This is a genomic window from Streptomyces sp. NPDC046862 (assembly GCF_040704615.1).
Taxonomy (GTDB): Bacteria; Actinomycetota; Actinomycetes; order Streptomycetales; family Streptomycetaceae; genus Streptomyces.
Window position 1 is genome coordinate 1 of record NZ_JBEYXP010000098.1, and the last position, 25063, is coordinate 25063.

Genomic DNA, 25063 nt, shown 5'->3' on the forward strand with positions numbered 1-25063 from the left:
TACTTCCCCGCCGTCCTCCTCTCTTCCTTCCACGCTCCCCCCCTGCCGAAGCTACGTCGTCGCCCGCCGGTCGCGGCCCCTCCGCCGGGGCCCCCCCCCGCCGCCGGTGTGTCTTCTCGAGTAGCCCTCTTCGCTGATCGCATGTATGGCAGGGCACGCGACAGTGGCGTGGCCTCTCCCTTTCCCGCAGTCCGCTCAGGTTTCGGAGCGGTAGTGGCCGAGCCGCACCGGATCGCCCCGTCACGGCGTGCCGGGGTTCAGTCGGCGTACACCCTGCCCTGCTTCACGACGAAGTGTGTGGGCTCGGAGCAGCCGAGAGACGGTGTGAGCAGCAGGCTCACCGTGAGCGGGGCGGGCTCGGTGCCGGCGGTCGAGAACTGGCAGACGGCACCCGTGCCGGAGAGGGGGTACCAGAACCAGCCGTCCACGTCGCCCACGTTCACGCGGTCCGATTCCTTCCAGGCACCTCCGGCCTGTGTGTAGACCTTCAGGAGCACGGAGGCGGCGTACTCGTCCTGGGCCGAGCGCTGCGCGGTCAAGGTGATCTTGTAGTCGGATCCGAGGACGGAAGAGGCGATCTGCCGCGTCTGCGGCGCGGCCGGGTTCGCGTTCGCGTTCGCATTCGCGTTCGCGTTCGCATTCGCATTCGCATTCGAGGCTCCGGCGCCGGCGGCTTGGAGGGCTGCCGCCATGAGAACGGTGAGGGCTGCGGCGGTGCCGCGGCGGGTGCTGGCCAGGCTCATGTGTTCCCCCGTTGGAACGAGTTGGTCCGGAAGGCTGGAGTGTTCCGTGTTCTGTGTTTCTTGCTCCTTGTTCCGTTCGGTGGTGGAGACAAGTCGCGCGGCCCAGAGGTTGTACGGCGTCGGCCGTTTGCCGCCGCGATGCCCCCGACGTGGGGTGCCCTACACTCTGCTCCATGGGGATCTCGACTGCTGCCGTCACCAGGGATCTGGCGCCAATGGGCGTGCTGCGGGCCTCGATCAACCTGGGGAACCGGGTCATGGCCCAGGGCACGCCGACGGCACCGAGCGGCGTGACGGTCGACATCGCACGTGAGATCGGCGCGCGGCTGGGCGTGCCGGTGGAACTGGTCTGCTTCGACGCGGCACGCAAGTCGTACGAGGCGATGGCGGCAGGGCAGGCCGACATCTGCTTCCTGGCCGTCGAGCCCGCCCGGGAGGCCGAAGTCGCCTTCACCGCACCGTATGTCGTGATCGAGGGAGTGTTCGCCGTGCCCGGCGACTCGGCCATCGCGACGGTCGCCGACGTCGACCGTGTCGAAGTGCGCATCGGCGTGAAGCGTGGGTCCGCCTATGACCTCTTTCTCTCCCGCACCCTGCGGCACGCGAGCGTGGTGCGTGGAGACGAGGGAGTCGACGTGTTCCGGGCCCAGGGGCTGGAGGTCGCGGCCGGTATCCGGCAGCCGATGAGCGAGTTCGTCGCGACGCATTCCGACGTCCGACTGATCGAGGACCGGTTCATGGAGATTCGGCAGGCGCTGGGCACGACCAGGGCCCGGCGCCCCGAGACGGTCCGGTTCCTGCGGGACGTCGTCGAGGAGCTGAAGGCCGGCGGGTTCGTCGCCGACGCCCTACGGCGGTCGCGTCAGTCCGAGGACTTGGTCGCGCCACCTGGGTAGGCGCAGCCCTCCGCTCGACGGTGTCGTGGTGGGCGCGGCCGTCACCCTCCGCCGTACCGCTGTGCCGAGTGGTGTTCCTGCGCGAGTCGCCGCAGTGCCAGCAGCGCGGGTTCCAGCAGTACGGTCAGCAGGACGGCGCGCTCGGCCTGTTGCAGCGGGTCGCTCGCGTCCGTGAGCTGGTCGAGGTCCAGCGCCGCGGTACGGTCGGCGAGTTCGGCGTACGGCAGCAGGGAGTGCCAGTCGAAGTCCACCCCGAGGGCGCGCAGCGTCTCCAGGGTCTCGGCGACGACTTGAGCGGCGGGCGCGTTGGCGGAGGTTTCCCAGCCCATCTCGGCGGTCAGCGCCGCCACTTCTGGGAGCCCGGGCACGTCGGCGTCGGTGTCCGCCGCGTCGCTGGTGCCGTGGGGGGCTGCCGAGCCGCTCCCTTCGTCGGAGCGGGCGGCGGGCAGGACGCCGAGCACGAGGCCGAGGAGCAGATGGACGTTGTCCTGCTGTACGTCCACGGCTGCCAGTACGTCCCTGGTGGCGCTCACCGACAGGCCCCGCACCCCGATCAGGGAGCGGATCAGGCGCAGCCTGCGCAGGTGGCTGTCGTCATAGTCGGCCTGGTTGGCGGCCGTGGCCCGGCCTGGGGGCAGCAGTCCGTCCCGCAGGTAGTACTTGATCGTGGGGATGGAGACCCCACTGCGGCGGCTCAGCTCGGAGATGCGCATCCGGATCGGCTTCCTCCTCGTTCCTGTTCGTATTATCCCCTGGATAACGGGAAGCGCCACTGTCTATTATGGATAGTGCCACTCACCACTCCTGAAGGCGAGAGTACGGTGCCCACACTTCCCTGGACCACCCCGAACACGCCCCCGGCCCACAGCACGGCGTTCGTCATGGCGTCCCGCTTCGAAGTGCGGTCGCCCAAGGACGTCCCCCGCTTCTTCCTGCGCTCCCTGGCCGCCTGGCGCCAGGTGCGCACCGCCCCCGGCGCCTACGGGGCCTCCCTCATCGCCCAGCCGTTCAAGGCCGTCTTCTACACGCTGTCCGCGTGGGAGGACCGTGACGCGCTGTACGCCTACGCCAGGACCGAACCGCACCGCGGCATCATGACGTCCCTGCGATCGACCATGCGCACCTCCACCTTCACCTTCTGGGAGGTCGACACCAGCGGGCTCCCCATCACCTGGGACGACGCCAGGCGGCGTCTGACGGACCAGGCGCGGACCGACGCGGCGGGCGGCGATCGCGAGCGCCAGTGACGGGGAACGAGCGCACCGCGATGTGAACGAGCCAGCCCGCCGCCGCGCCGACCGCGTACCAGAAGAGGTCGGGTGGATTGAATGTGGAGCCGAGTACGAGGCGGGCGAGGGTGCTGCGCTGGGAGAGCTCTGCCGGCACCTGGCTGAGCTGGAGGAACTCCACAGCCCAGCTGACGGCCAGCGCGCTTCCGGCGGCCCTCAGGGGCGTGACCCGCGGCCTCAACAGAACGACGAGTGCAAGAAGCAGGAGGGTGTAGAGAGCGTCTCCGCCGTACTTGGCCACGTTCCCCGCTGTCGCGGCCCTGAGCCCCAGCCCCGCGCCGACGGTCACCACCGCGGCCCCGGCCGCCGCCAGACGGATTCGGACCGGATCGGCGACGCCGCCATGGGATTCGGTTCTGAGGGTCACAAGGTCATACTGCCGGAGGGGCGCCATGGGCATGCGGGCTGCGCCCGGCCAGCTCGCGGGCGATCAAGGCCGTGCGCCCCTTCAACGGGCACGGGTGCGAGCAGTGCGCGCACGGCGGACGTCTCGTTCGCGCCCGCTTACGGTACGTCGGTCGCCCGGTGACACCCGGAGAGCATCGCCGCGCGACCGAGGTACCCCTTCACCCCTCACCGACGCGATCGCTCACCCCGCGATCGAGTCCAACTGCTCCGCCGCAGGTCTCAGCTCCCAGAGGTCACCGCCGGGTGGCTGCTCCAGCCGGGCCTCCACCGCCCGCGCTTCGCGGTTCCCGGCGTCCGCCGCCGCGTGCACCACGTCGGTGGCCGCGTACCGGCGGAACTCCAGGTCCGGATGCGGCCAGGGCGCGGCTCCGGAGGCGGCGGGCAGCAGGTAGTCGACCGCCTTGAACAGGCTCTGCCCGTCGGGCCCCTGGTACGACCACAGGTTCACCCCCACATGCCGTCCGATGGCGGCCAAGCGTGTGTACGCGACCAGGGAGAACGTCGAGTAGTGCCAGCTCCGTGTGCGGGAGAGCTCCTGCGGCTGGCTGCCGTCCGCGGCGATCTGCGTGTCGATGCGCTTGGCCCGGGCGTCGAGGACGACCCGGCGCGCCAGCGCCTTGTCACCCGTCGCGTGGGCGAGGGCGGCGAGTTGCATGTCGTAGAAGGTGCCGTGGTTGTTCGTGGCGGCTCCTTCCTCCTTGCCGAAGGCGCTGTTCGCCAGCCAGTCGCGGAAGTCGACGTTCCACGCGTGCATCGCGGAGCGGTCCTGACGGGTCCAGCCCGGGGCTCCCGTGTTGAGGATCGCGATGGCGTCGAGGACGCTGGTGAAGGACTGCGAGAAGTCGATGATGCCGATCGCCCGGCCGTCGTACTTGCAGGGGATGAACTGGGCGTGGTTCAGGTTGGGGTTCATCCGGGTGGCCGGGTCGAGGAACCAGGTGCGCAACACCGATGCGGCCTTCCGCGCGTACTTCCGCTCGCCGGTGTAGTACCAGGCGAGCGAGAGGTCGTACGTGGAGTCGAAGACCTTCTCCACGTCCTGACGGTCGGTTCCGGTGTCGACCTCCGGATTGCGCTCGCCGTCACGCTGGACGTACGGGCAGCCCCAGGGGTTCTCGGTGGTCCTCGGCTGCGAGGGCCACCAGTAGGGCGCCTGGCTGAGGTAGTCGTGGACGTCACCGCTGGGCGCGGGCCGAGGCTTGTCGATGACTGTCCAGGGGCCCTTGTCGAGCCACGTGTCGCCACGTGCCGTCAACTGCTTGAGCGCGCGCCGCAGTTGGTGATCGCCGCGGTTGAGCCGGAGTTTCGTCTGCTGGAGCCGCGTGCCGTCGAGGACTGTGGTCTGCGGGGCCCTCGGCGCCGGGTGGGCCCTCGGCTCCGAGTGGGCGGAGGCGGTGGGGAGGACGATCGCCATGAAGGTGGCCATCGCGACCAGTACGGCGGCTGAGCGGGGTCTCCTTGCACTCATCGAGCTCTCCAATCATCTATGTGAACGGAGTTCATGAGAAAGACCGCGTGAGCCTAAACGCGGCATGGTGGTGTTGCAATGCACCTGACATAAGTTCATGGATGCGTTGCTTGATCACGTGGATGGTCAATCGGCGCACGGATGCACGGTGTGGCGCGGCCCGGCGGACCCGCAGACTGGCGGCTGGCGGGCGGTCGGGCGGAATGTCTGAAACGTGACCCCTCGCCACCTCCAACCATTTCTTCGCCCTCTTTGTCTCACATGACGCAGATGCGCAACACGCGGCAAACAGAGAGGAGTTGTTCACCGATGAGACGCTGGGCAACGGTGCTGGCGACGCTGGCGCTGGTACTGGCAGGAGCAGCAGCCGTACCGGCTGCCGCTGCCGCTGCCGCGCCGCAGAGCACCACCTGTGAGACGGGCTGGGGGAGCACGGCGAAGTCGGCACCGGGATCCATGGCGATGACCGGTTCCCTGGCGGACGTCAGAGCCGGACGTCACGCATGCTACGACCGGATGGTCATTGACATTCCGGGCATGACCACGGCCGATCCTGCCCTGTACTGGGTGCAGTACGTCCCCGGTTTCGCCCACCCGCCGTCCCAGACCGGCATCCCCGTCGAGGGCGGGGCGGTCATCGAGATCGAGTTCACCGCGCCGGTCGACGACTCGCGGTACCAGGTCGAACTCGCGGATCGGCTGCCGGGGCTGGACTTCAGCGGTTACCAGACCTTCCGGGACGCGAAGTTCGGCGGTTACTACGACGGAGGGACCCACATCGGACTCGGTGTCCGGGCCAAGCTGCCGTTCCGGGTGTTGGTACTTCCCGGCCGGCTGGTGGTGGACGTAGCGCACAGGTGGTAGCGGGCCACGGCCCCTGAACGGCGTCGGCTTCCACGAGGCCGGCGCCGTTCGGGGGTCGGGCTGCGTCCGAACACGCTCGGAGCGCATGAGTCGGACGCGGAACGGAGACGATCTGTAATGCTTTGCACACGCTACGAGATCGTCGGTGTCGGGTGAGGAGAAGCGGATGGACTCGGGCAGGCGTCGGTTCCTTGGTACATGGGCGGCCGCGGTGACGGGAATCGCGGCGCCGTTCGCCCTCCCTCAGCGAATGCTCACAGACAGCCATGCCCTCCCGGGCCTCGGCGCCGGTGCGAACAGCGGGGCGGACCTGCAGAGCGGCGCCGGCACCGCCACCAGTCACGAGCGATTCATGAGGCTGGCCGTCGCGCAGGCCCGGAAGAACCCCGAGTGGCCGTTCGGCGCGGTGATCGTCGACACCCGCACCGGTGCGGTTCTGGGCAGTGGGGTCAATACCGGGGCGGACAGCCCGGTGCTGCACGGCGAGGTGGTCGCCATGAACGACTACGTACAGAGGAACGGCAACCAGGGCTGGGCCGACACCACCCTCTACACGACGGGTGAGCCCTGCTCGATGTGCATGAGCGCGATGGCGTGGGCGAATCTGCGGCGCGTCGTCTGGGCATGCTCGATCGACGAGATCCGCCGCACCGACATCAACCAAATCGCCCTGTCCGCACGGGAGGTGGCCGCCTCGGCGCGGTCCTTCTACACCCCGGAGCTGCTCCTGGGCGGCGTACTGGCGGACCACACGAACCGCCTCTTCCGGGAAGCCCAACGGCTGCGGCAGAGCCTCCAGGACACTGCCTCGACCAACACGTCCTCGGCCACCGCGTCCTGACCGGCAAACAGGTGGGCGGCACGGCGAAGCCACCCGCGCCGCCGGGACATTGACGCCCCCTCAGGTTCGGTGGCGCGCTTTCACGAACCGGGCCCGTTCGCCGGAGGCCAGGCGCTCGGTGGCGTAACGTACCGTGATCCTCGGCAGCTCCGCGAGATGACGGTCAAGGAACTCCACCATCAGCTGCTCGTCCCGGCGGCCGATCTCCCTCAGCATCCAGCCCAGTGCCTTGTGGATCAGCGGCTCCGGATCCCGGCGCAGGGCGAGAACAAGCCGGAACGTCGGTTCGAAACGGTTCGCGCGGATCAGCGCCAGCGTGGCCAGTACGGCGATCCTGCGGTCCCACAACCACGCCGACCCGGCCAGCTCGTCCAGGACGCCAAGAACATCCGCAGGGCCGTCCAGGAGCCACGGGCCCAGCACCAGGTGGGCCGAGCCATCCACCAGATCCCAGTTGTCCACGCAGTCGGTGCGGGCCAGATAGAAATCGACCAGCGTCTTCCGTTCGGCACCACTCGCCGTGCGCATCTTCTCGGCCAGAACCAGCAGACCGACGAACCGCTCCTCGTGCACCCGGCTGTGCAGCAGGACGTCCACAGCGTCCAGTGACACGTCCCCGTACTTCTGGGCCAGCTTGCGCATGACCGGGACACGTACACCGAGCAGCTCGTCGTGGTCTGGCGGTCTGAGCACCTTCATGTGCTGTGCGCGAATAGACGGCTCCGCAAGATCCCGCAGCTCGTCGCGTAGTTCCTCCAGGGCACCGGTCGACATGACGAGGGACGCTAGCGCACCGCGATGTCACCCCGCAGCCTCGGCCTCAGGCAGTGGTCTCGTGGTCCTGGGCGATGCGGCCGCGGAGCATGGTCTGCACGATCTTCATGAAGCGCTGTGCTCCGGAGGTGCCGACGACGAAGGGGTTGTCGGGGGTGTCGGGTGCCTTGCGCAGTTGTTCCATGCGTTCCAGGCCGTTGTCGGCGAAGCCGTGGTTGCTCAGTTCGATGTCGCATGATGCGGTGCGCGTCGGGCCGGTTGGCGTGGATCACCGAGTGGATCAACGGCCCGCCTCGTTGACCGGTCAGTAGGTCGGCGCCGACGGCTTCGGCTGACCCCAGGGACTGGGCCGCACGGCACTCGGATCCCGGCGACCATGTCCGACGGCGTCACTCCGGCGGACGGGTGGCCGCGCAACGGCGGAACGCCCGGGCCGCCGACCACGACGGACCCGGGCGCGTGCCTGCGCGCAGGCGATCAACTCATCGCACTTCTCGTGCGTACGGTGCCACGCTGATCCGGTCGATCAGCGGTGCGTAGCGGGAACGGAGCAGCACTCCCGGGAAGGTGTCCGAGGCGTAGGTGGTGCCGTCGAAGTTCGGCAGTTCCTCGGAGCGGAAGGCGATCGTGTTCTGTCCCTTCTTGAGACGGACGTGGACGGTCAGCTCCCAGAAGTTGTTCTCATGGAAGGTGTGCGGGAAGCCGACGCGCTGCGTGTCGCCGCCGCCCACGGTGATGTCGGCGTGGCGGGCGAGCGGGTCAGGGTTGTAGTGAGTGGCCTCGGACTGCTCGGGGTTGGAGTAGCGGATGCGCAGCGCGTACAGGCCGGCCTTGTCGGCCGCGACCGTGAACGTCGCCGTGTTGTCGTTGCCCGGGTCGCCGCCGATCCCCGTGATCGCCGTGCCGTCGGTGGCCAGGGACAGCGGGGTCAGCGTGGCCGAGCCCGCGAGCTTCGCGTCCTGTGCCTCGTACGTACGCGTCTTGAGCGTGCCGACGGTGGGCGTCACCGTCAGCCGGTCGACCAGGGTGGCGGACGAACCGCCGGTCACCGTCACCTTGTTGACGCCACCCGAGAGGGAGACGGCCACCTCGTCCTTGCCCTTGGACAGACGCAGGACGTCGTGCCCGTTGACGGACAGCCGGGCGCCCGAGCCGCCGAGGGTGTCGACGCCCAGCGTGGCCTCGCGGTCGGCGGGGGAGTAGACCCAGAACGTGGCCGTCTGGTTCGTCGCGAGCCGGACCGCGCCCGAGCCGGTGGCGGGGGTCGCGGTGTGCTCCGGCAGGGCGTAGACGGGCCGCGCCCCGCCGCCCAGCCAGGCCAGTTCGCCCTCGTAGACCTCGGTGCCGGCCGAGTCGTCCGGCAGGGACAGGGTGAGGCGGTCGACGATGGCGTCGCCCTTGGTGGCGCGCTCGCCGTCGAGGCTCTTCGCGGCGAGCGTCAGGGTGTGCCTGCCCTTGGTGAGTCGGACCTTGGTGTCGGTGTGGTCCCACACCACCCACTTGTAGCCGAGTGGCAGGTGCAACTCCTGCTCGCTGTCCCCCTTGCCGTCCACGCGGAGGAACACGTTGGTGGGCCCCTGCTCCTTCACCTTGTCGAAGGTGTTGAGGGAGTTGGCGAAGACGCCCAGGTCGTACGTGCCGTCCTCGGGCACGTCCACGGTGAAGTCGAGCGTGACGTCGGAGCCGGTGCGCAGGCCGCCCACGTCGTAGCCGCCGGAGGTGTAGAACTTGGACACGTCGCGCGGCGATCCCTCCGGGCCGTTCTTGGAGTAGCCGGACCCGGTGTGCGCGGCGTCCTCCGCCTCGTACGACGCCTGCCAGCGCACGGGCGCTGACTGCGTGCCCTTCGCCTTCCCTGCCGGGCTGAGGACGATCTCGTACGCCGAGGACTCCTTCAGCTTGGGCAGGGCGCCGTCGCCGAAGTCCACGACGGCCGTCCCGTCGTCACCGACCTTCAGGTTCGTCTCCGTGAGCAGCTTCGGGCCGGAGTTGTCACCGACCTGCCCGCTCCACTCGATCTCGCGCACCCAGGCGTGGACGCGGTCCCCGAAGACCTTCTTGGGGACGTCCGCGAAGGTGATGTGCCCCTTGCCGTCGGAACCGCCGAAGACCAGCCGGGCCTGCTTCTTCTTCGTGTCGAGCGTGGCCACGCCCTGCATGGTGTAGTTCTCGCCGGGGAACGGCGGGGTCACCTTCACCGTGTGGCCGCTCATCGACGCGTACGAATTGAGCAGCCACCACTGGCCGTTGCCGCGGTTCGACTGCACCGCGGAGTCGGAGAGGTTGCCGTCGATGTTCCAGTACGCGATGTCGGCGTCCACCTTGGACTCCTCGATCGCGGACACCCACTGGATCATCTGGCCGGGAACCGACGTGTGGTAGTTGAAGGCGTACTCGTTGATGTTGATCGGGAGCTGGGTGCCCTCCTTGTCGGTGCCCTTGAACAGCTCCTTCTCCCACGCCCGGTACTTGGCCACGCTCGCGCGCACCGCCTCCGGGTGGCTCAGCTCGTGCCAGGTGATCACGTCGGGGAGGGTGCCGGCGGCCAGGGCGTGGGTCAGGAAGCCCTGCACCTGGTCGTACAGGACACTGGTGTTGGGACCGGCGATGCGTGCGTCCGGCATCCTGCCCTTGATGAGCTTGTAGGCGTCGTCCCAGGCGGCGAAGAAGTCGGCGGGGTCGCTCAGCCAGCTGACCTTGTTGTAACTCCACTCGCCGGTGCCGAACATGTTGCCCTCGGGCTCGTTGAACGGCACGAAGACGATGTTGTCCTGGTACTGCTTCGGCAGCCGCAGGACCTGGTCGACCTGCTTCGCGATCTTCTCCTTGTAGAGCTTGAGCTTCTCCTCGGGGGAGGAGCCCGGCCACTCGTAGGGGAACCCGCGGTGGATGTCGGTCATGTAGATGTAGACGTCGCCGTCGGTGGAGTCGGCCAGCGGCTTGACGACCTCCAGCGCGTCGGCCCCGGGGTGCTGCGGGCCGTCCTGCGCCTTCGTGGAGACCGTGCGCAGGCCCATGCCCTCGATGAGGTTGTTGGTGGGGACGTCCGGCCCGTACACACCGTAGAGGGTGCCGGAGGCGCCGCCGTGGAACGCGCCGGTGTCCGAGCCGAGGTCGACGGTGAGCTGTCCTTCGCGGACCACGGTGACGGTCGCCTCGACCGCGTGCCCGGCCGCCGTTCCGGCCACGGTGAACGTGCCCGGCCGGGCGTACTTCTCGGACGGTACGGCGTCCCAGGTGACCGGCGTGTCGCGGTCGTAGCCGTCGGAGAAGGAGGAGCGGACCGCCGCGGGGAGGGACGGGGCCGTCCCGGTCGTCGTACGGGCGTCGAAGGACGTCTGCGAGAGCTGCTGGAGGGCCGGCACGCTCCCGACCGTGCCGGCCACCTGCTCGGGGCTGAGCGCCGAGTGCCAGACAGTGAAGTCGTCGATCGCGCCCTTGAGCAGCGGGTCCTGGTAGAAGGACCGGCCGATGTAGCCGGCGGCCGTGGCCGAACCGTCGAGCAGGTCCTTGGCCTTGACGGTCGTCTCGGCGGAGGAGACCGCCACGCCGTCGAGGTAGGTGGTGACCCGGCGGGCCGAGGTGTCGAGAGTGACGGTGACGGTCCGCCAGCCGTCGGTGGGAAGTGGCGCGTAACCGGAGACCTGTGCCTCCGCGCCCCCGCCGCCGGTGGTCACGGCGGTGCGCAGCACACTGCCGTTGGACGGCGTCGTGAACAGGTACTTGGTGGTGTTGGTGCCCAGGTCGAAGATCCGCTGCCAGGACGACGCGTCACCGCTCCACTTCACACGGGCGGAGACCGTCAAGTCACTCGCGTCGCCCAGCACTTCGCGCGGCAGCCGGACGTACGCGCCGTCGGAGGTGGGCGCCCCGCCGGGCAGGGCCAGCGCCTTGCCTCCGTCCGTGCCGGCGACGGACTGGGCCGTGGAGCCGTTGACCAGGCTCGCCGTGAGGCCGTTGCCGGAACTGTCGGTGATCCTGCCGGAGGCGAGATCGTCCTGGTCGAAGGTGTAGCGGGCGACGGGCTGGGGCGTCTCGGCCGCCTGCGCCGGGACGGCCGGGGCGGTCAGCAGGCCCGCACCGAGAGCCGCGGCCACGGCGGCCGGGGCCCGGCGCCTGGCGGATCTGTCAGCGGATGGCATGGATCGCGTCCTCAATCCTTGAGTGTCGGCGTGCGTCGAACCGGTTCGATCAGGTGCGGCAACAGGGGCAGGGGAGCTCGTCCGGCTCGGCGGGGATGGGGCCCACCCGCTCGGGGAGGGTTCGGCGCGGGCCCACGGTTGTCGGAAGGATCACTTCATCGAACCGGTTCGGCGAAGCTAGCACCGGCCAACCCGACCAGCAATCCCCTCGACGTGAGGATCCATCGTTCCGTAACCGGGATCGCAGAAATGCGGCCCGAGGTGTTGACAGACGAGGAGGTCGTTCCTACCTTCACTTCACGCGAACCGGTTCGACAGTCGGCTGTCGCCCCTCGCCGCACCATTAACCTCACGTACCCTCACGACCGGCAGGCACCCTCTCCTCCGAGGTTCCAGAACCGGTTCGAGCAAGGAGTCGCCGTGAACATCGGTGAGATCGCCCGGCGGGCCGGTGTCTCGCGGAGCACCGTGTCGTACGCGCTGAGCGGCAAGCGCCCCGTCTCGGAGGAGACACGCCGCAAGATCCAGCAGGTCGTCGACGAACTGGGCTACCGGCCCAGCGCCAGTGCCCGCGCCCTGGCCAACGGCCGGACCAGCACGATCGGTCTGGTCTTCCCGCCGGCCGGGAACCACTACACGGGGATGCAGCTGGACTTCATCGGCAGCGTGGTGGAGGCCGCCGCGGCCTACGACTACGACGTGCTGCTGTCGCCGAGCGGGGTGGACAGCGACCGCTCGTTCCAGCGGCTGCTGGGCGAGCGCCGGGTCGACGGCGCGATCCTGATGGAGATCAGGCTCGAGGACGACCGGGTCGACCATCTTGCCGCCCTGGACTTCCCCTCCGTCGCCATCGGCCGTACATCGCACCCGGAGGGCGGCTGGTGGGTCGGCCTGGACCACACCGCGCTGGCGGCGGCGTGCGTCCATCACCTGGCCGACCTCGGCCACCGCCGGGTCGCCTTCGTCAACCGCCCCGAGCAGCTGCTGCGGGCCGGGTACGAGTCCGCGCACCGCGGCCTGGAAGGCTTCACCAAGGCCGCGGCGGAGCGCGGGCTGACGGTGAGGACGTACTGCTGCGGGGACGACGCCGCGTCGGGCGAGACATGCCTGGAGCGGATCCTGCGCGACGACCCGGGCACCACGGCCCTGGTGACGCTGAACGAGGCCGCGCTGGGCGGCCTCTACCGGGGGCTCGCCCAGGCGGGCCGCCATGTGCCGCGCGACTTCTCCGTCACGGGGGTCGTGGCCGGCCGCTGGGCTGAGACGGTGACCCCGCAGCTCACCGCGGCCGACGTACCGGCCGAGGAGATGGGCCGGCGCGCCGTCGACCTACTGGTGGAGCGGCTCGACCATCCCGAAGCGCAGCCCCGGCACCATCTCCTCACGCCGCCCATCTCTCTGCGGGCCAGCACAGGGCCCGCAGGAGTCCCATCAGCACCGGACGCCGGGGCCGGTACGACCCCCTGACCGCATCCCGCCGGTAACCCCCGCGCACCTCCTTCACCCGCCGATCGCTCGCATCGCTCCTCGGTGCCGTTCGGTGTGCCCGCACTCAGCGGATCCCGTGCCCTCGGCACCCGCATGTCAAAAACAAAGGAACCCTCAATGAACAGCTCCTCCAGCAGACAGCGCCGTCTGACCGCCGCGGCCCTGACCGCCCTGGCCGTGGCCGTCAGTGCCACCGCCTGTTCCTCGGACTCGGGCAGCACCGACTCCAAGGACGCCGGCAGCGGCACGTACACCATCTGGGACCCGTACCCGCAGTTCGACAAGGGCTCGGCATGGACGAAGCTGCTGGACCAGTGCGGCGCCAAGGCCGGAGTGAAGGTCAAGCGGACCGGCTTCGACACCAGCGACCTGGGCAACAAGACGCTGCTGGCGGCGCAGCAGGGCAATTCGCCGGACGTCCTCATCGTCGACAACCCGGTGGTGTCGACCCTCGCCGAGGCGGGCGTGCTCACCACGACCGACGACAGCAAGCTGGACACCTCGAAGGTCGACCCCAACCTGCTCGCGGCCGGCCAGTCCGGCGGAAAGACGTACGGCACACCGATCGGCGCCAACACCCTCGCCCTCTACTACAACAAAGAGGTGCTGAAGAAGGCCGGCGTCGACATCGCCTCGGTCAAGGACTGGAAGTCACTGACGGCGGCGCTGGCCAAGGTCAAGAAGGCCGGCAAGAAGGGCATCACCTTCTCCGCGATCGGCACCGAGGAGGGCAGCTTCCAGTTCCTGCCGTGGTTCTGGGGCGCGGGCGCCAAGCTGACCGAACTCGACTCCGCCCAGGCCGTGTCCGCCCTGTCGCTGTGGAAGGACTGGCTGAAGCAGGGCTACGCCCCGAACTCGGTGCTCAACAACACGCAGACCACCAGTTGGCAGGAGTTCGCCAGTGGCGACTACGCCTTCAGTGAGAACGGCACCTGGCAGCTCGCCAACGCCAAGAAGGCCGGCTTCGACTATGGCGTCCTGCCCATTCCCGGCGCCGACGGAGGCAACGCCGCCGCCCCGACCGGCGGCGAGTTCGTCACCATCCCGGTCCAGGACGACACCGGCCGCTACGCCACCTCCCAGAAGCTGGCGACCTGCCTGACCAGCACCGACAACCTCTACGACACCGACACCACCCTGTCCTACGTCGCCCCCACCAGCGAGGTCCAGGACAAGCAGGTGGCGGCGAACGCCGAGCTGAAGCCGTGGGTCGACGCGGTCAAGGCGGCCAAGGGGCGCACCAGCGACGACCTGGGCACCAAGTACCCGAAGATCTCCGAGCAGATGTGGAAGGCCGTCCAGTCCGCCCTCAGCGGATCCAAGTCACCCAAGGACGCGCTGACTTCGGCGCAGGACGCGGTCAAGTGACGTGGTGCCGATGAAGCAGACGACACACCCGCCGGACCACCGGTCCGTGCACGCCCGGAACGGGGCGGCCACCGCCGCCCCGCCCCCGGCCCGCGGCCGGAAACGCCGCCGGCCCACCTCCACCCAGTGGGCCGCCTGGGGATTCCTCGCCCCGGTGACCGTCTATCTCGCCCTCTTCTACGCCTATCCGCTGTACCGCAACCTCGACCTGAGCCTGCGCCACTACACCGTCCGCTCCTTCGTCCAGGGCGACGCGCCCTTCACCGGCCTGAAGAACTACCAGACCGTCTTCGACGACCCGGCCTTCGCCCCGGCCCTGCTCCACACCGTGCTGTTCACCGCCGTGAGCCTGGTCTTCCAGTACTCCATCGGCCTGGCCCTCGCGGTCTTCTTCAACCAGCACTTCCGGCTGTCGGCCACCCTGCGCGCCCTGTTCCTGGTGCCCTGGCTGCTGCCGCTGATCGTCTCGGCCTCCACCTGGTCGTGGATGCTCAACAGCGACTCCGGCATCGTCAACGCCGCCCTGCACGCCGTCGGCATCGGCCCGGTGAACTGGCTGACCTCACCGTCCTGGTCGCTGACCTCGGTAATCATCGCGAACATCTGGATCGGCGTCCCGTTCAACCTGGTCGTCCTCTACAGCGGCCTGCAGTCCATCCCGACGAGCCTGTACGAGGCCGCCGCCCTCGACGGGGCGAACGCCTGGCAGCGCTTCAGGCGCGTCACCTTCCCGCTGCTGCGCCCGGTGTCCGCGATCACGCTACTGCTCGGGCTGATCTACACGCTCAAGGTCTTCGACATCATCTGGATCATGACCAAGGGCGGCCCGGCGGACTCGTCCACCACCTTCGCCACCTGGTCCTACCAGCTCGGCTTCGGCAACCTCCTGCCCGCCTTCGGCCCCGGAGCGGCCGTCGGAAACCTGCTCGTGGTCGCCGCGCTCCTCTTCGGCCTGGTCTACCTCCGGGTCCAGAGAAAGCAGGCGCTGTCATGAGCCGAAGCCGCAGGCGTACATGGGGAAAGACCACGATCGGCGTGCTGCTGACCGGGATCATGCTCTTCCCGGTCTACTGGATGCTCAACGTCTCCCTCACCCGCGACCAGGACATGCGCAAGAGCCCGCCGGACCTGCTGCCGATCCACGGCACCCTGGCCGGTTACCGCACCGTCCTCGACGAGCAACTGCCCTACCTCGGCACGAGCCTCGTCATCGGTCTGGGCACCGTCGTGCTGACCGTCGCCCTGTCCGCGCCCGCCGGCTACGCCCTGGCCAAGCTGCGCCCACGGGGCGGTGGCATCCTGAGCTTCGTGCTGCTGGCCGCCCAGATGATCCCCGGCATCATCATGGCGATGGGCTTCTACGCCATCTACCTCCAGCTCGGCCTGCTCCAGTCAGTGCCCGGCCTGATCGTCGCCGACTCCACACTGGCCGTGCCGTTCGCGGTGCTGATCTTCACCGCGTTCATGTCCGGCATCCCCGGCGAGCTGCTCCAGGCCGCGCAGATGGACGGAGCGAGGGCCCTGCGGACCTTCTGGTCCGTGGTGCTGCCGATGAGCCGCAACGCCGTCGTCACGGTGTCCCTGTTCGCCTTCCTGTGGTCCTGGTCCGATTTCGTCTTCGCCAGCACCCTCGTCAACGGCGGAGCCCACGAGCCGATCACCCTCGGCATCTACCACTACATCGGCAACAACAACCAGGAGTGGAACGCCATCATGGCCACCGCCGTCGTGGCCTCGCTGCCGGCCGCGGTCATCCTCGTCCTAGCCCAGCGCTACGTCGCCGCCGGTGTGACCGCCGGCGCCGTCAAGGACTGAGTCCCCCCATTCCGCCTCGACGGCTGACCCGCCCGCGCGTCAGCCGGCCGTCGCCCCTGCTCCAGAAACGAGTCACGCCACATGACCGCCGCCCCGTCCGGCCCGGCTTTCTCCGTCCACGACATCCCGTTCAGCACGTACGGATCCTGGTTCGACATCTCGCCCGTGGTGGCGGAGAAGACGTACGCCGAGGACCTCCACCTCGTCTCGCACCAGAACGGCATGCACGGTGTCCTGCGCCTGAGCCCCCTGGACCCGGCGGCGGGCGGCCGCGCAGAGACCCGCGCCGAGACCCGCGTCGAGGCGACACCGGGCCTGCTCAGCTGGATCGGCGAGAGCGGGCGCGTCGACCTCGCCTACGAGTCGCCGGACACGGTGCGCCTGCGGGGGAGCGGTCTGGGCATCGCCGTCCTCGCCGCCGCGCGGTCCCTGACCCCGTTCAGCGGAACGTACTTCTTCCACGACCCGGCGGCGGACGCGCACGTGTTCACGTCGTACGAGACCGGACGCCGGTACCGCGTCACCGTGCTGTCCGGCATCCTCGCCGACACGTCCGGAGCCCAGGCCCTGGGCAGTGCCGACCGCGGTCTCGCCGTGACGGCGGAGGCGGGCGGCGCCTGGGAGATGGCGATCGAGGAACTCGACACCTCCCGCCCGCCGTACGCGTCCTCGGTGACCTTCGACGACGTCGTGGAGTCCGCACGGAGCTCGTTCACGGACTTCGTCGACGCCGTGGCCCCCTGGCGTTCGTCCGCCACCCCGGCGGCCGAACTCGCCGCCTACGTCGTCTGGTCGGCGGCCGTACGTCCGACGGGCCTGGTCACCCGGCCCGCCGTGCTGATGTCCAAGCACTGGATGGACAAGGTCTGGAGCTGGGACCACTGCTTCAACGCCCTTGCCCTGGCCCCGGGATGCCCCGAGCTGGCCCTGGACCAGTTCGCCCTGCCCTTCGACCACCAGGACGCCGGCGGCGCCCTGCCGGACTCGGTGACCCACTCCGAGGTCCTGCACAACTTCGTCAAGCCACCCATCCACGGCTGGACCTTCGGCCACCTGCGCCGACGGTTGCCGATGCCTCCGAGCGAGGCCCAACTGGCGGAGGTGTACGACCGGTTGGAGCGCTGGACCGACTTCTGGCTCACCGCACGGCGAGCCCCCGGCGCCCAACTCGCCCATTACCAGCACGGCAACGACAGCGGCTGGGACAACGCCACCACCTTCGACCCCGAGCGCGTGGTCGTCACCGCCGACCTGGCCGCCTTCCTGGTCCTCCAGATGCATGAACTCGCCGAACTGGCAGTGCAGTTGAACAGGCCGGAGGAAGCGAGCCGCTGGACGCGCGAAGCCGGGGAGATGCAGACAGCCCTGATCGACCAGCTCTGGACCGGCGACGACAGGTTCGTCGCCCAGGGAGTCGCCACCGGGGACACCTGGAGCAGCGCAGGCCTCCTCGACCTGATGCCCATCGTGCTGGGCGAACACCTCCCCGCCGAGGTCGGCAGCGCGCTGGCCGACCACATCAAGACCCATCTGACGCCGTACGGCCTGGCCACCGAACTGACCACCTCGCCGCACTACCTCGCCGACGGCTACTGGCGCGGCCCGATCTGGGCCCCCGCCACCGTCCTCGTCGAGGACGGCCTGCGCCGCGCCGGTCACCACCGGCTGGCGGACGACATCAGCGCCCGCTTCCGCGCCCTGTGCGAGACCCACGGCTTCGCGGAGAACTTCGACGCCCTCACAGGAACGGGCCTGCGCGACCGCGCCTACACCTGGACCGCCAGCAGCTACCTCCTGCTGGCCGAAGCACACGCACACGGAGACAGCCGCTGAAGGGCTGCCTCCCGCACAGCCCCGGGACAGTTCGAGCCCCGGTTCCTCCCCTCCCTCCAGGAGCCGCACGATGCAGTCGCCGATCACACCTCCCAGACCCATGGTCCGCACCGGACGCCGAGCAGCTTCGTCCGTCGCCGTCCTCCTGACCGCCCTGGCCACGACACTTGTGCCCGCCGCCCCCTCCCAGGCCGCGGACACCGGCGTCACCGTCGACTTCGCCACGGCCGGCGGCGCCCCCACCTACCACGCCTCCGGCATGATCTACGGGATGACGCCGAACGGCTCGCTCCCGCAGGACCACTTCTTCAAGGACATCAAGTGGCACTTCATGCGGGCCGGCGGCGCACAGCTCAACAGCGGCGGCTACGCCACCAGCCTCGCCGACTACCAGACCCGATGGAACTCCACGCTGGCCCAGTACAAGCGCACCGCCGCCCTCGGCGGTACCTTCGTCCTGCTCCCGCACGACCTGTGGGGCGCCGACGGAACCACCAACCAGGGCTGGCCGGGCGACAACGGTGACTGGACGCAGTTCGACAACTTCGTCACCCAGCTGATCAACGACGTCCGCGCCAACAACATGACGGTCCAGTGGGACCTGTGGAACGAGCCCGACGGCGCCGGCTTCTGGAAGCCCTCGCAGGCGCAGTACCTCCAGATGTGGTCACGCTTCTACGCCCGGGTCCGGGCCGCCTTCCCGAACCAGCTCATCGTCGGTCCCAGCATCGCCGGCCAGCCGAACGCGTCCAACACCTGGTGGACCACGTACCTGAACTACGTCAAGGCCAACAACGTCGCTCCGGACATCTACAGCTGGCACGACGAGCCCGGCGACCCCGCCACCGACGTCGGCCGCGCCAACTCCACCCTCGCCGCGGCGGGGCTGGTCAACACCCGCCCGTACCAGATCAACGAGTACGCCACCCTGTCCATGCAGTCCCCGGGCGGCGGAGCCTGGTTCATCGGCCGCCTGGAGCGCGCCGGCGCGGATGGCCTGCGCGGCAACTGGGCCTCGGGCACCGGTCTGCACGACAACGAGGCCAACCTGCTCACCAAGAACAGCGCCGGCCAGTACCTGCCGCTGGGGGAGTGGTTCATGTACCGCTACTACGGCTCGCAGAGCGGCAACATCGTCAACTTCGTCCCCGGCACCGGCACCGACGGCCTCGCCACCAAGGACAACACCGCCAAGAACGCCAGGATCCTGCTCGGCAGCAACGGCAACACCGGCACGGTCACCGTCAACCTCACCGGGCTCAACACGACGTCGGTGGTGGAGAACAGCCGGGTCCGCGCGGTCGTCCAGCGCGTCCCGTACAACAACGGCGCCGCGGTGACCGGCCCCGAGACGATCTCCGACACCACCCTCACCGTCAGCAACAACGCGGCCTCGCTGAGTATCCCGTGGTCGAACGCCAAGGACGGCTACACCGTCACCCTGCTCCCGCCGTCCAACACCACCGTCTCCACGGTCGCGGTCAGCCAGAACAGTGGGCAGTGCCTGGACGACACCGACCTGAGCACCGCCAACAACACCCAGTACCAGCAGTGGTACTGCGAGGGCGGCTACCAGCAGATGCTCGACCTCAAGCCGGTGAGCGGAAAGACCAACACGTACTCCGTGGTCAACGAGCTCAGCGGCAAGTGCCTCGACGTCTCCGGGGCGTCCACCGCCGACGGCGCCGCCGTCATCCAGTACACCTGCAACGGCGGCACCAACCAGCAGTTCACGCTCAACCCGGTCACCGCACTGGGCAACAGCAAGGACTACCAACTGGTCGCCGTCCACAGCGGCAAGTGCGTCGACGTCAGTGACATCTCGACCACGGCCGGCGCGAAGATCCACCAGTGGACGTGCGACCCGGCTGGCACGCTGAGCACCAAGAAGAACCAGATCTGGCGCCTCCTCGGCAAGGGCTGACGGCCGCGGGCTCTCCCAAGTCGCCCCTGAGGCCCGTGGCCGACCGGTATCACCACCGGACGGCCACGGGCCTCGTCGCGGTGGGCATGTGGCTCGACCGACCCCTTGACAGCCCTCTCTGCAACGATGTCTCGGGTGCGCCGCCCAGCCGGCCTTCCCTCGCGGATCTCCCCCTTATGTTGCGACGGAGATGTCGTCGTCGGCTGTGACCCGCGATCTGCGCCACGACCCGCTCATCATCCGCGGGCGCATGGGCAAGGAAGCCGTCGAAACGGCCGTTATCGCCGGCCACGAGAAGTGCGCCGGAGACTTCGAGATCCGCATCGGCCCCGCCACGTCCACCGACGGCACGGAGCCGGGGAGTCCGCGGGGGTCGGGGAGTCCGCGTCGTCCAAGGGGGTTGCGCCGTCCACATCCTCCTCCGCCCGCTGAGACCGGCGGGGCCCGCGCCCGGCGGGGTCGTGGAACCGCCCCTGCGGCCGCAACCCTGCCGGGCGTTCGCGCGAAGACGCTGGTCGGGGCCGGATCAAGCCGACCCCTTGTTGTTCTATGTGGATTTGGTTCTGCATGATGCAACGCCAGGAGTGTCTCAGATTGCCCCCTGAATGCCTTGACAAGGGTGGGGGGCGACCTCAGACTGATGTTGCGCTTACCGCAATCCGTTTCGTTATACGCACCGAGGTGTCATGATGATTCCCGCGTGCCGTCTCGTGGATCTCCCGCGAGGAGAGGCCCTCCGGCTCGACATCGACCCGCCGGTCTCGGTGTTCCACACCGACGACGGCGAGGTCTTCGCCATTGACGACACCTGCACCCACCAGGACGCCTCGCTCGCCGACGGCTGGCTGGAGGGCTGCGAGGTGGAATGCCCCCTGCACGCCTCCAAGTTCAACCTCAAGACCGGTGCGGTCGACGCCCCGCCGGCCAAGCTCCCGGTCCGGACCCATGAGGTCGTCGTCGAGGACGGCATGGTCTACGTCCGGGTGTCCACGGACGCTCCCAACCTGCCGCCCTGCATCGCGGCCAGGCTCGCCGGAGGCGTCGCGTAAGGACAGCGGTCGTGGTGGTGTCGGCTCCCTGAGGACCCGGGCACCATCCGCCGGTCCGGACGAGTGGCGCTGTTCGTCGCCGGCTCCACAGGGGCCCTGTGCAATGAGTTTCGCCGTACGTTTCGAAAGCTGGACCCCTGTGACCGTCACCGCTCACATCACCACCCCTCCACACCCGGGCACGCCCCAAGTTCACCCGCCCGGGCTGCCGAGGCCCGGCCGGACGCTGGTCATGGGCGTCGTGAACGTCACCCCCGACTCGTTCTCCGACGGCGGGCTGTCGTTCGCCGCGGGCCCGGCCGTCGACCACGGGCTCGCGCTGCTCGAACAGGGAGCGGACATCGTGGACGTGGGTGGTGAGTCCACTCGCCCCGGCGCGGCACGTCCGCCGGTCGAGGAGGAGCTGCGACGCGTCCTGCCCGTCGTCCGGGAACTCGCCGCGGCGGGCGCGATCGTCAGCGTCGACACCATGCGGGCCGAGGTCGCCGCCCGTGCGCTGGACGCGGGCGCACGGCTGATCAACGATGTCTCGGGCGGCCTGGCAGACCCGGCGATGCTGCCGTTGATGGCCCGGGCGGGCAGGCCGTACGTGCTGATGCACTGGCGCGGACACTCAGCCGGCATGCAGGCGAACGCCGTCTATGACGACGTCGTCACCGATGTGCTGGACGAGCTGCGTCTGAGGATCGACGTCGCGCTGGAGGCGGGGGTCCCACCCGGCTGCCTGATCGTCGACCCCGGACTGGGTTTCGCCAAGACGCCCGAGCACAACTGGGAGCTGCTGGGCCGTCTCGGGGAGGTCCGCGCACTGGGCCACCCCCTCCTCGTGGGCGCGTCACGCAAGTCGTTCCTGGGTCATTTGCTGGCGGACCGGGCGACGGGGCAACCGCGCCCGGCACGGTTGCGGGATGCCGCGACCGCCGCCGTGTCCGTTCTCGCCGCAGCGCAGGGCGCCTGGTGCCTGCGCGTGCACGATGTCGCCTCGACGGCCGACGCGGTACGCGTGACGGCCCGCTGGGGTGTCGAGGCGGCGACGTGGGCCCGGTCGGGCGGCCTGCCGCGTTGAGCGCCCGGCGGCCCACCGGATCCTCGCGAGCGTGATCGCCGGCCTTGCGCGCCGCGATGCCCGCTCCCCGGCCCGCGCGACGCTCAGCCCAGATGGCCCATCCGGTGGCTGATCTCATCCGCGCCCTTGATCAGCACGGGTGCGAGCTCGTGGATGCGTTCCTCGGTGAAGCGGTACGCGGGGCCGGAGGCGCTCAGGGCGGCGATGACCTCGGCGCCGCGGGACCGGATCGGGGCCGCCATGGCGTGCAGCCCGATCTCGAGTTCCTCCAGGGTCACCGCGTAACCGCGGTCCAGAGCCTCGGTGAGGTTCTTCTCCAGCTTCGTCCTGGCTGTCAGGGTGTGCGGCGTCAGCTTCTGCAGCCCCGATGCCGCGAGCACCTCGGCGCGCTCCTTCGTCGGCAGATGGGCCAGCAGGATCTTGCCGCTCGACGTGGCGTGCACCGGGGTGAGCTGCCCGACCCAGTTGTGCGTGCCGACCGCGCCGGGGCCGCGTACCTGGTAGAGGTTGACCGCGTAGTGCTCCTGAAGGACGGCGATGTTGACCGTCTCGCCGATCTCCTCGCTCAGCCGCTCGCACACCTGCCGGCCCTGCTGGGTGATATCGAGACCGCCCGTGACCGCGCCTGCCAGACGTACGATCCCGAAGCCGAGCCGGTACTTGCCCCGCTCGGCGGTCTGCTCGACCAAGCCGCGCGCCTCCAGCGCCCCGAGCAGGCGGAACGCGGTCGACTTGTGGACGTCGATCTCTGCGGCGACCTCGCTGACGCCCGCCTCACCGCGCCGGGCGAGGATCTCCAGGACGCTGACGGCACGGTCGACGGACTGCACCCCGTTCACCGCGGGGCCCGCCGTTGCGCCCTCTGCCGTGTAGTTGCTCATGGCGCAACTATACGCATGTGGGTCAAGGATCCGGCAGAGCCGTGGAAGGTGGTGGCGATGGCCGGATCTGGCTGGCCGCATCGTCGCACGGCCCGTCCCGTCAGCGGAAGACGACGGTGGAGTTCCCGTGGACCAGCACACGACTGTCGCTGTGCCACTCGACGGCGCGGGCGAGTACCTGGGCCTCGACGTCACGGCCCATGGTGGCCAGCTCGTCGGGGTCGCGCGAGTGGTCCACACGGACGACGCCCTGTTCGATGATCGGGCCTTCGTCCAGGTCGGGCGTGACGTAGTGGGCCGTGGCCCCGACGAGCTTGACGCCGCGCCGGTGCGCCTGGGCGTAGGGCCGGGCTCCCTTGAAGCTCGGCAGGAAGGAGTGGTGGATGTTGATGGCCCTCCCGTCCAGCTGCTTGCACAGGTCGTCGGAGAGGATCTGCATGTAGCGGGCCAGGATCACCAGGTCGATGTCCAGCTCCCGTACGAGTTCCAGCAGTCTCGCCTCGGCCTCCGCCTTGGTCTCCTTGGTCACCGGGATGTGGTGGAAGGGGACGCCGTGGCTCCGCGCCAGTGACTCGAAGTCGCGGTGGTTGGAGACGACCGCCGGGATCTCGATGTTGAGCGCCCCGGTGGACTTGCGGAAGAGCAGGTCGTTCAGGCAGTGGCCGAACTTCGACACCATGATCAGGGTGCGCGTGGGGGTCGAGGCGTCGTGCAGTTGCCAGCTGATCCCGTACGCCTGGCCGACCGGGCCGAAGCCGCTGCGCAGATCCTCCAGGGAGACACCGGGATCCGAGACGTCGAAGTGCACCCGCATGAAGAAGCGGTCCTGCCTTCGGTCGTCGAACTGCCGGCTCTCCAGGATGTTGCCGGAGTGGCTCAGGAGAAAGGTGGTCACGGCGTGGACGAGACCGGCCTGGTCGGGGCACGAAAGGGTGAGGACGAACTCGCGGCCGGGCTGCGGTCGAGGAGACATGCCATCCTCCGTCGTCTGATGCGTATGACGCAACATGATGGGCGATACGCAACATGCTCCAATGTCGGCATCCGGCAGGTCAAGGGAAAGTCGTGAACGCGTCCGAACGGGTTGTGCCCCATCGGCGCCCGGGCCGTCGCGGGGGAGTGAGTGCAACCGCGTTGATCGGCGCCGATGTCGCCCTGGTGGGCCGGCTGGCGTCTTTCGCGTGGGTCGAGTGGATGCGGGGGCGCGCGATGGCGGTGCCCCGTGCGACGGGGGCTGGGTGTCGGTCAACCCCTTGACAGTGCGTGTTCGCAAGGGGACAGTTTGGTCGGTCGTTGCCTATGGCGAAGCGTGTTGCACAATAAGGAACAGTGGCCTCGGTTCTCGGCCCGGAGTCGGCGTGGGTGGGAGTGGCCGCACTGGCGCGAGGCCAACGCCTCCCTGTCCGAGGTGGGCCGGATCCCGGGCCGGGGCGCCTGGCGTCCCGCCACCGGTCGCCGATCGCCGGTGCCGAAGCCCTCGCCACCCGTGAGTGCGTGGCCCTGTACGACACGACCCCGCTGAAGCGGCGAATCCGAATCCCCCGAAGGTGACACGATGACCATCACGAACCTGCCGCCCAGCCTGATCCCCACGCTGCCCGGCGAGTACTACACCGCCCCCGAGGTCTTCGCCCAGGAGCAGGAGCGGGTCTTCGAGGCCATGTGGTTCTGTGTGGCCCGAGCCGCCGATCTGGACAAGCCCGGCGCCTTCCGCACCTACCAGGTCGGACGGGAGAGCGTGCTGGTCTCCCGCTCCCGGGACAGCTCGGTCAGGGCGTTCCTCAACATCTGCCGGCACCGCGGGGCCAAGCTGTGCACCGAGGAGTCCGGCGAGGTCAAGCGGGCCTTCCAGTGCCCGTACCACGCCTGGACCTACGGCCTGGACGGCAAGCTCGTCGCCGCGCCCAACCTCACGTCGATGCCGGACATCGACCGCACGGAGTACGGCCTGGTCAACGTCCATGTGCGGGAGTGGCTCGGGTATGTGTGGGTGTGCCTGGCCGACAACCCGCCCTCGTTCGAGGCGGACGTGCAGGGCGCGGTCGTCGACCGGCTCGGCGACGTCGAGTCGATCGAACGCTACGGCATCGACGACCTCACGGTGGGTCGCCGTATCGCCTACGACGTCAAGGCGAACTGGAAGCTCATCATCGAGAACTTCATGGAGTGCTACCACTGCGCCACGATCCACCCCGAACTCACCGAGGTGCTCCC

At 69.2% G+C, this 25063-nt stretch carries 22 protein-coding genes; 13 read left to right on the forward strand and 9 right to left on the reverse strand.

Annotation, left to right across the window (positions count from 1 at the left end; translation table 11 throughout):
• Positions 1 to 257: 257 nt before the first annotated feature.
• Positions 258 to 743, reverse strand: a complete 486-nt coding sequence (locus tag AB0959_RS51410) for a hypothetical protein (RefSeq protein ID WP_366833928.1) — start codon at positions 741 to 743, stop codon at positions 258 to 260.
• Between the two features lie 173 nt (positions 744 to 916).
• Between AB0959_RS51410 and AB0959_RS51415 the strand changes: the two genes are divergently transcribed.
• Complete coding sequence (locus tag AB0959_RS51415) at positions 917 to 1639, forward strand: transporter substrate-binding domain-containing protein (protein WP_366833929.1); 723 nt, start codon at positions 917 to 919, stop codon at positions 1637 to 1639.
• 41 nt (positions 1640 to 1680) lie between these two features.
• On the opposite strand, the gene AB0959_RS51420 is transcribed toward AB0959_RS51415, so the two are convergent.
• Positions 1681 to 2352 carry a MerR family transcriptional regulator gene (locus AB0959_RS51420; RefSeq protein WP_366833930.1) on the reverse strand — a complete coding sequence of 224 codons (672 nt, stop codon included), beginning with the start codon at positions 2350 to 2352 and terminating at the stop codon, positions 1681 to 1683.
• Positions 2353 to 2460: 108 nt separating this feature from the next.
• Here AB0959_RS51420 and AB0959_RS51425 point away from each other — a divergent pair, with 108 nt between their 5' ends.
• Positions 2461 to 2886 carry a DUF3291 domain-containing protein gene (locus tag AB0959_RS51425; RefSeq protein WP_366833931.1) on the forward strand — a complete coding sequence of 142 codons (426 nt, stop codon included), beginning with the start codon at positions 2461 to 2463 and terminating at the stop codon, positions 2884 to 2886.
• Here the strand turns inward: AB0959_RS51425 and AB0959_RS51430 are convergent.
• Positions 2807 to 3220 (reverse strand): DUF2809 domain-containing protein, encoded by a 414-nt coding sequence (locus tag AB0959_RS51430; protein ID WP_366833950.1) that lies wholly within the window; start codon positions 3218 to 3220, stop codon positions 2807 to 2809. The two genes, AB0959_RS51425 and AB0959_RS51430, sit on opposite strands and share 80 nt — an antisense overlap.
• Before the next feature lie 297 nt (positions 3221 to 3517).
• Positions 3518 to 4804 (reverse strand): alginate lyase family protein, encoded by a 1287-nt coding sequence (locus AB0959_RS51435; RefSeq protein ID WP_366833932.1) that lies wholly within the window; start codon positions 4802 to 4804, stop codon positions 3518 to 3520.
• 309 nt (positions 4805 to 5113) lie between these two features.
• Between AB0959_RS51435 and AB0959_RS51440 the strand changes: the two genes are divergently transcribed.
• Positions 5114 to 5668, forward strand: coding sequence for a hypothetical protein (locus AB0959_RS51440; protein WP_366833933.1), 555 nt, complete (start codon positions 5114 to 5116; stop codon positions 5666 to 5668).
• A gap of 250 nt (positions 5669 to 5918) precedes the next feature.
• Positions 5919 to 6509 carry a nucleoside deaminase gene (locus AB0959_RS51445; protein ID WP_366833934.1) on the forward strand — a complete coding sequence of 197 codons (591 nt, stop codon included), beginning with the start codon at positions 5919 to 5921 and terminating at the stop codon, positions 6507 to 6509.
• Between the two features lie 60 nt (positions 6510 to 6569).
• Here AB0959_RS51445 and AB0959_RS51450 read toward each other — a convergent pair whose 3' ends face one another.
• From AB0959_RS51450 to AB0959_RS51460, 3 genes are all read right to left on the reverse strand, one after another.
• On the reverse strand, positions 6570 to 7283 hold the full coding sequence (locus AB0959_RS51450) for a DNA alkylation repair protein (protein WP_366833935.1): 714 nt from the start codon (positions 7281 to 7283) through the stop codon (positions 6570 to 6572).
• A 46-nt stretch (positions 7284 to 7329) separates the two neighbouring features.
• Positions 7330 to 7467 (reverse strand): hypothetical protein, encoded by a 138-nt coding sequence (locus AB0959_RS51455; RefSeq protein ID WP_366833936.1) that lies wholly within the window; start codon positions 7465 to 7467, stop codon positions 7330 to 7332.
• 298 nt (positions 7468 to 7765) lie between these two features.
• Positions 7766 to 11425, reverse strand: coding sequence for a LamG-like jellyroll fold domain-containing protein (locus AB0959_RS51460; protein ID WP_366833937.1), 3660 nt, complete (start codon positions 11423 to 11425; stop codon positions 7766 to 7768).
• Positions 11426 to 11845: 420 nt separating this feature from the next.
• On the opposite strand from AB0959_RS51460, the gene AB0959_RS51465 reads away from it, so the two are divergent.
• From AB0959_RS51465 to folP, 8 genes are all read left to right on the forward strand, one after another.
• Positions 11846 to 12892 carry a LacI family DNA-binding transcriptional regulator gene (locus AB0959_RS51465; RefSeq protein ID WP_366833938.1) on the forward strand — a complete coding sequence of 349 codons (1047 nt, stop codon included), beginning with the start codon at positions 11846 to 11848 and terminating at the stop codon, positions 12890 to 12892.
• Positions 12893 to 13030: 138 nt separating this feature from the next.
• The gene (locus AB0959_RS51470) at positions 13031 to 14281 is read left to right on the forward strand and encodes an extracellular solute-binding protein (protein WP_366833940.1); all 1251 of its coding nucleotides are present in this window, start codon (positions 13031 to 13033) and stop codon (positions 14279 to 14281) included.
• 10 nt (positions 14282 to 14291) lie between these two features.
• Positions 14292 to 15275 (forward strand): sugar ABC transporter permease, encoded by a 984-nt coding sequence (locus AB0959_RS51475; RefSeq protein ID WP_366833941.1) that lies wholly within the window; start codon positions 14292 to 14294, stop codon positions 15273 to 15275.
• Positions 15272 to 16096, forward strand: coding sequence for a carbohydrate ABC transporter permease (locus tag AB0959_RS51480; protein WP_366833942.1), 825 nt, complete (start codon positions 15272 to 15274; stop codon positions 16094 to 16096). Before AB0959_RS51475 ends, AB0959_RS51480 begins: the two co-directional genes overlap by 4 nt.
• Before the next feature lie 81 nt (positions 16097 to 16177).
• Positions 16178 to 17929, forward strand: a complete 1752-nt coding sequence (locus AB0959_RS51485) for a trehalase family glycosidase (protein ID WP_366833943.1) — start codon at positions 16178 to 16180, stop codon at positions 17927 to 17929.
• Positions 17930 to 17999: 70 nt separating this feature from the next.
• On the forward strand, positions 18000 to 19853 hold the full coding sequence (locus AB0959_RS51490; RefSeq protein ID WP_366833944.1) for an RICIN domain-containing protein: 1854 nt from the start codon (positions 18000 to 18002) through the stop codon (positions 19851 to 19853).
• Positions 19854 to 20539: 686 nt separating this feature from the next.
• Positions 20540 to 20902 carry a bifunctional 3-phenylpropionate/cinnamic acid dioxygenase ferredoxin subunit gene (locus AB0959_RS51495; protein ID WP_366833945.1) on the forward strand — a complete coding sequence of 121 codons (363 nt, stop codon included), beginning with the start codon at positions 20540 to 20542 and terminating at the stop codon, positions 20900 to 20902.
• Between the two features lie 232 nt (positions 20903 to 21134).
• A complete protein-coding gene (gene folP, locus AB0959_RS51500; RefSeq protein ID WP_366833946.1) occupies positions 21135 to 21968 on the forward strand; it encodes a dihydropteroate synthase in 834 nt (277 codons plus the stop codon).
• A gap of 83 nt (positions 21969 to 22051) precedes the next feature.
• On the opposite strand, the gene AB0959_RS51505 is transcribed toward folP, so the two are convergent.
• Positions 22052 to 22849 (reverse strand): IclR family transcriptional regulator, encoded by a 798-nt coding sequence (locus AB0959_RS51505; protein WP_366833947.1) that lies wholly within the window; start codon positions 22847 to 22849, stop codon positions 22052 to 22054.
• 100 nt (positions 22850 to 22949) lie between these two features.
• A complete protein-coding gene (purU, locus tag AB0959_RS51510) occupies positions 22950 to 23822 on the reverse strand; it encodes a formyltetrahydrofolate deformylase (RefSeq protein WP_366833948.1) in 873 nt (290 codons plus the stop codon).
• A gap of 582 nt (positions 23823 to 24404) precedes the next feature.
• Between purU and AB0959_RS51515 the strand changes: the two genes are divergently transcribed.
• The coding region (locus AB0959_RS51515) for an aromatic ring-hydroxylating dioxygenase subunit alpha (protein ID WP_366833949.1) at positions 24405 to 25063 on the forward strand (659 nt) is incomplete at its 3' end.

What these genes read in the sequence shown, in the direction of transcription:
- AB0959_RS51460 (WP_366833937.1), bottom strand. Translation starts at nt 11,425, where the DNA reads ATGCCATCCGCTGACAGATCCGCCAGGCGCCGGGCCCCGGCCGCCGTG.
- folP (WP_366833946.1), top strand. Translation starts at nt 21,135, where the DNA reads ATGGGCGTCGTGAACGTCACCCCCGACTCGTTCTCCGACGGCGGGCTG.
- AB0959_RS51505 (WP_366833947.1), bottom strand. Translation starts at nt 22,849, where the DNA reads ATGAGCAACTACACGGCAGAGGGCGCAACGGCGGGCCCCGCGGTGAAC.
- purU (WP_366833948.1), bottom strand. Translation starts at nt 23,822, where the DNA reads ATGTCTCCTCGACCGCAGCCCGGCCGCGAGTTCGTCCTCACCCTTTCG.
- AB0959_RS51455 (WP_366833936.1), bottom strand. Translation starts at nt 7,467, where the DNA reads ATGGAACAACTGCGCAAGGCACCCGACACCCCCGACAACCCCTTCGTC.
- AB0959_RS51435 (WP_366833932.1), bottom strand. Translation starts at nt 4,804, where the DNA reads ATGAGTGCAAGGAGACCCCGCTCAGCCGCCGTACTGGTCGCGATGGCC.
- AB0959_RS51495 (WP_366833945.1), top strand. Translation starts at nt 20,540, where the DNA reads ATGATGATTCCCGCGTGCCGTCTCGTGGATCTCCCGCGAGGAGAGGCC.
- AB0959_RS51415 (WP_366833929.1), top strand. Translation starts at nt 917, where the DNA reads ATGGGGATCTCGACTGCTGCCGTCACCAGGGATCTGGCGCCAATGGGC.
- AB0959_RS51475 (WP_366833941.1), top strand. Translation starts at nt 14,292, where the DNA reads ATGAAGCAGACGACACACCCGCCGGACCACCGGTCCGTGCACGCCCGG.
- AB0959_RS51485 (WP_366833943.1), top strand. Translation starts at nt 16,178, where the DNA reads ATGACCGCCGCCCCGTCCGGCCCGGCTTTCTCCGTCCACGACATCCCG.
- AB0959_RS51450 (WP_366833935.1), bottom strand. Translation starts at nt 7,283, where the DNA reads ATGTCGACCGGTGCCCTGGAGGAACTACGCGACGAGCTGCGGGATCTT.
- AB0959_RS51410 (WP_366833928.1), bottom strand. Translation starts at nt 743, where the DNA reads ATGAGCCTGGCCAGCACCCGCCGCGGCACCGCCGCAGCCCTCACCGTT.
- AB0959_RS51470 (WP_366833940.1), top strand. Translation starts at nt 13,031, where the DNA reads ATGAACAGCTCCTCCAGCAGACAGCGCCGTCTGACCGCCGCGGCCCTG.
- AB0959_RS51490 (WP_366833944.1), top strand. Translation starts at nt 18,000, where the DNA reads ATGCAGTCGCCGATCACACCTCCCAGACCCATGGTCCGCACCGGACGC.
- AB0959_RS51480 (WP_366833942.1), top strand. Translation starts at nt 15,272, where the DNA reads ATGAGCCGAAGCCGCAGGCGTACATGGGGAAAGACCACGATCGGCGTG.
- AB0959_RS51440 (WP_366833933.1), top strand. Translation starts at nt 5,114, where the DNA reads ATGAGACGCTGGGCAACGGTGCTGGCGACGCTGGCGCTGGTACTGGCA.
- AB0959_RS51445 (WP_366833934.1), top strand. Translation starts at nt 5,919, where the DNA reads ATGCTCACAGACAGCCATGCCCTCCCGGGCCTCGGCGCCGGTGCGAAC.
- AB0959_RS51420 (WP_366833930.1), bottom strand. Translation starts at nt 2,352, where the DNA reads ATGCGCATCTCCGAGCTGAGCCGCCGCAGTGGGGTCTCCATCCCCACG.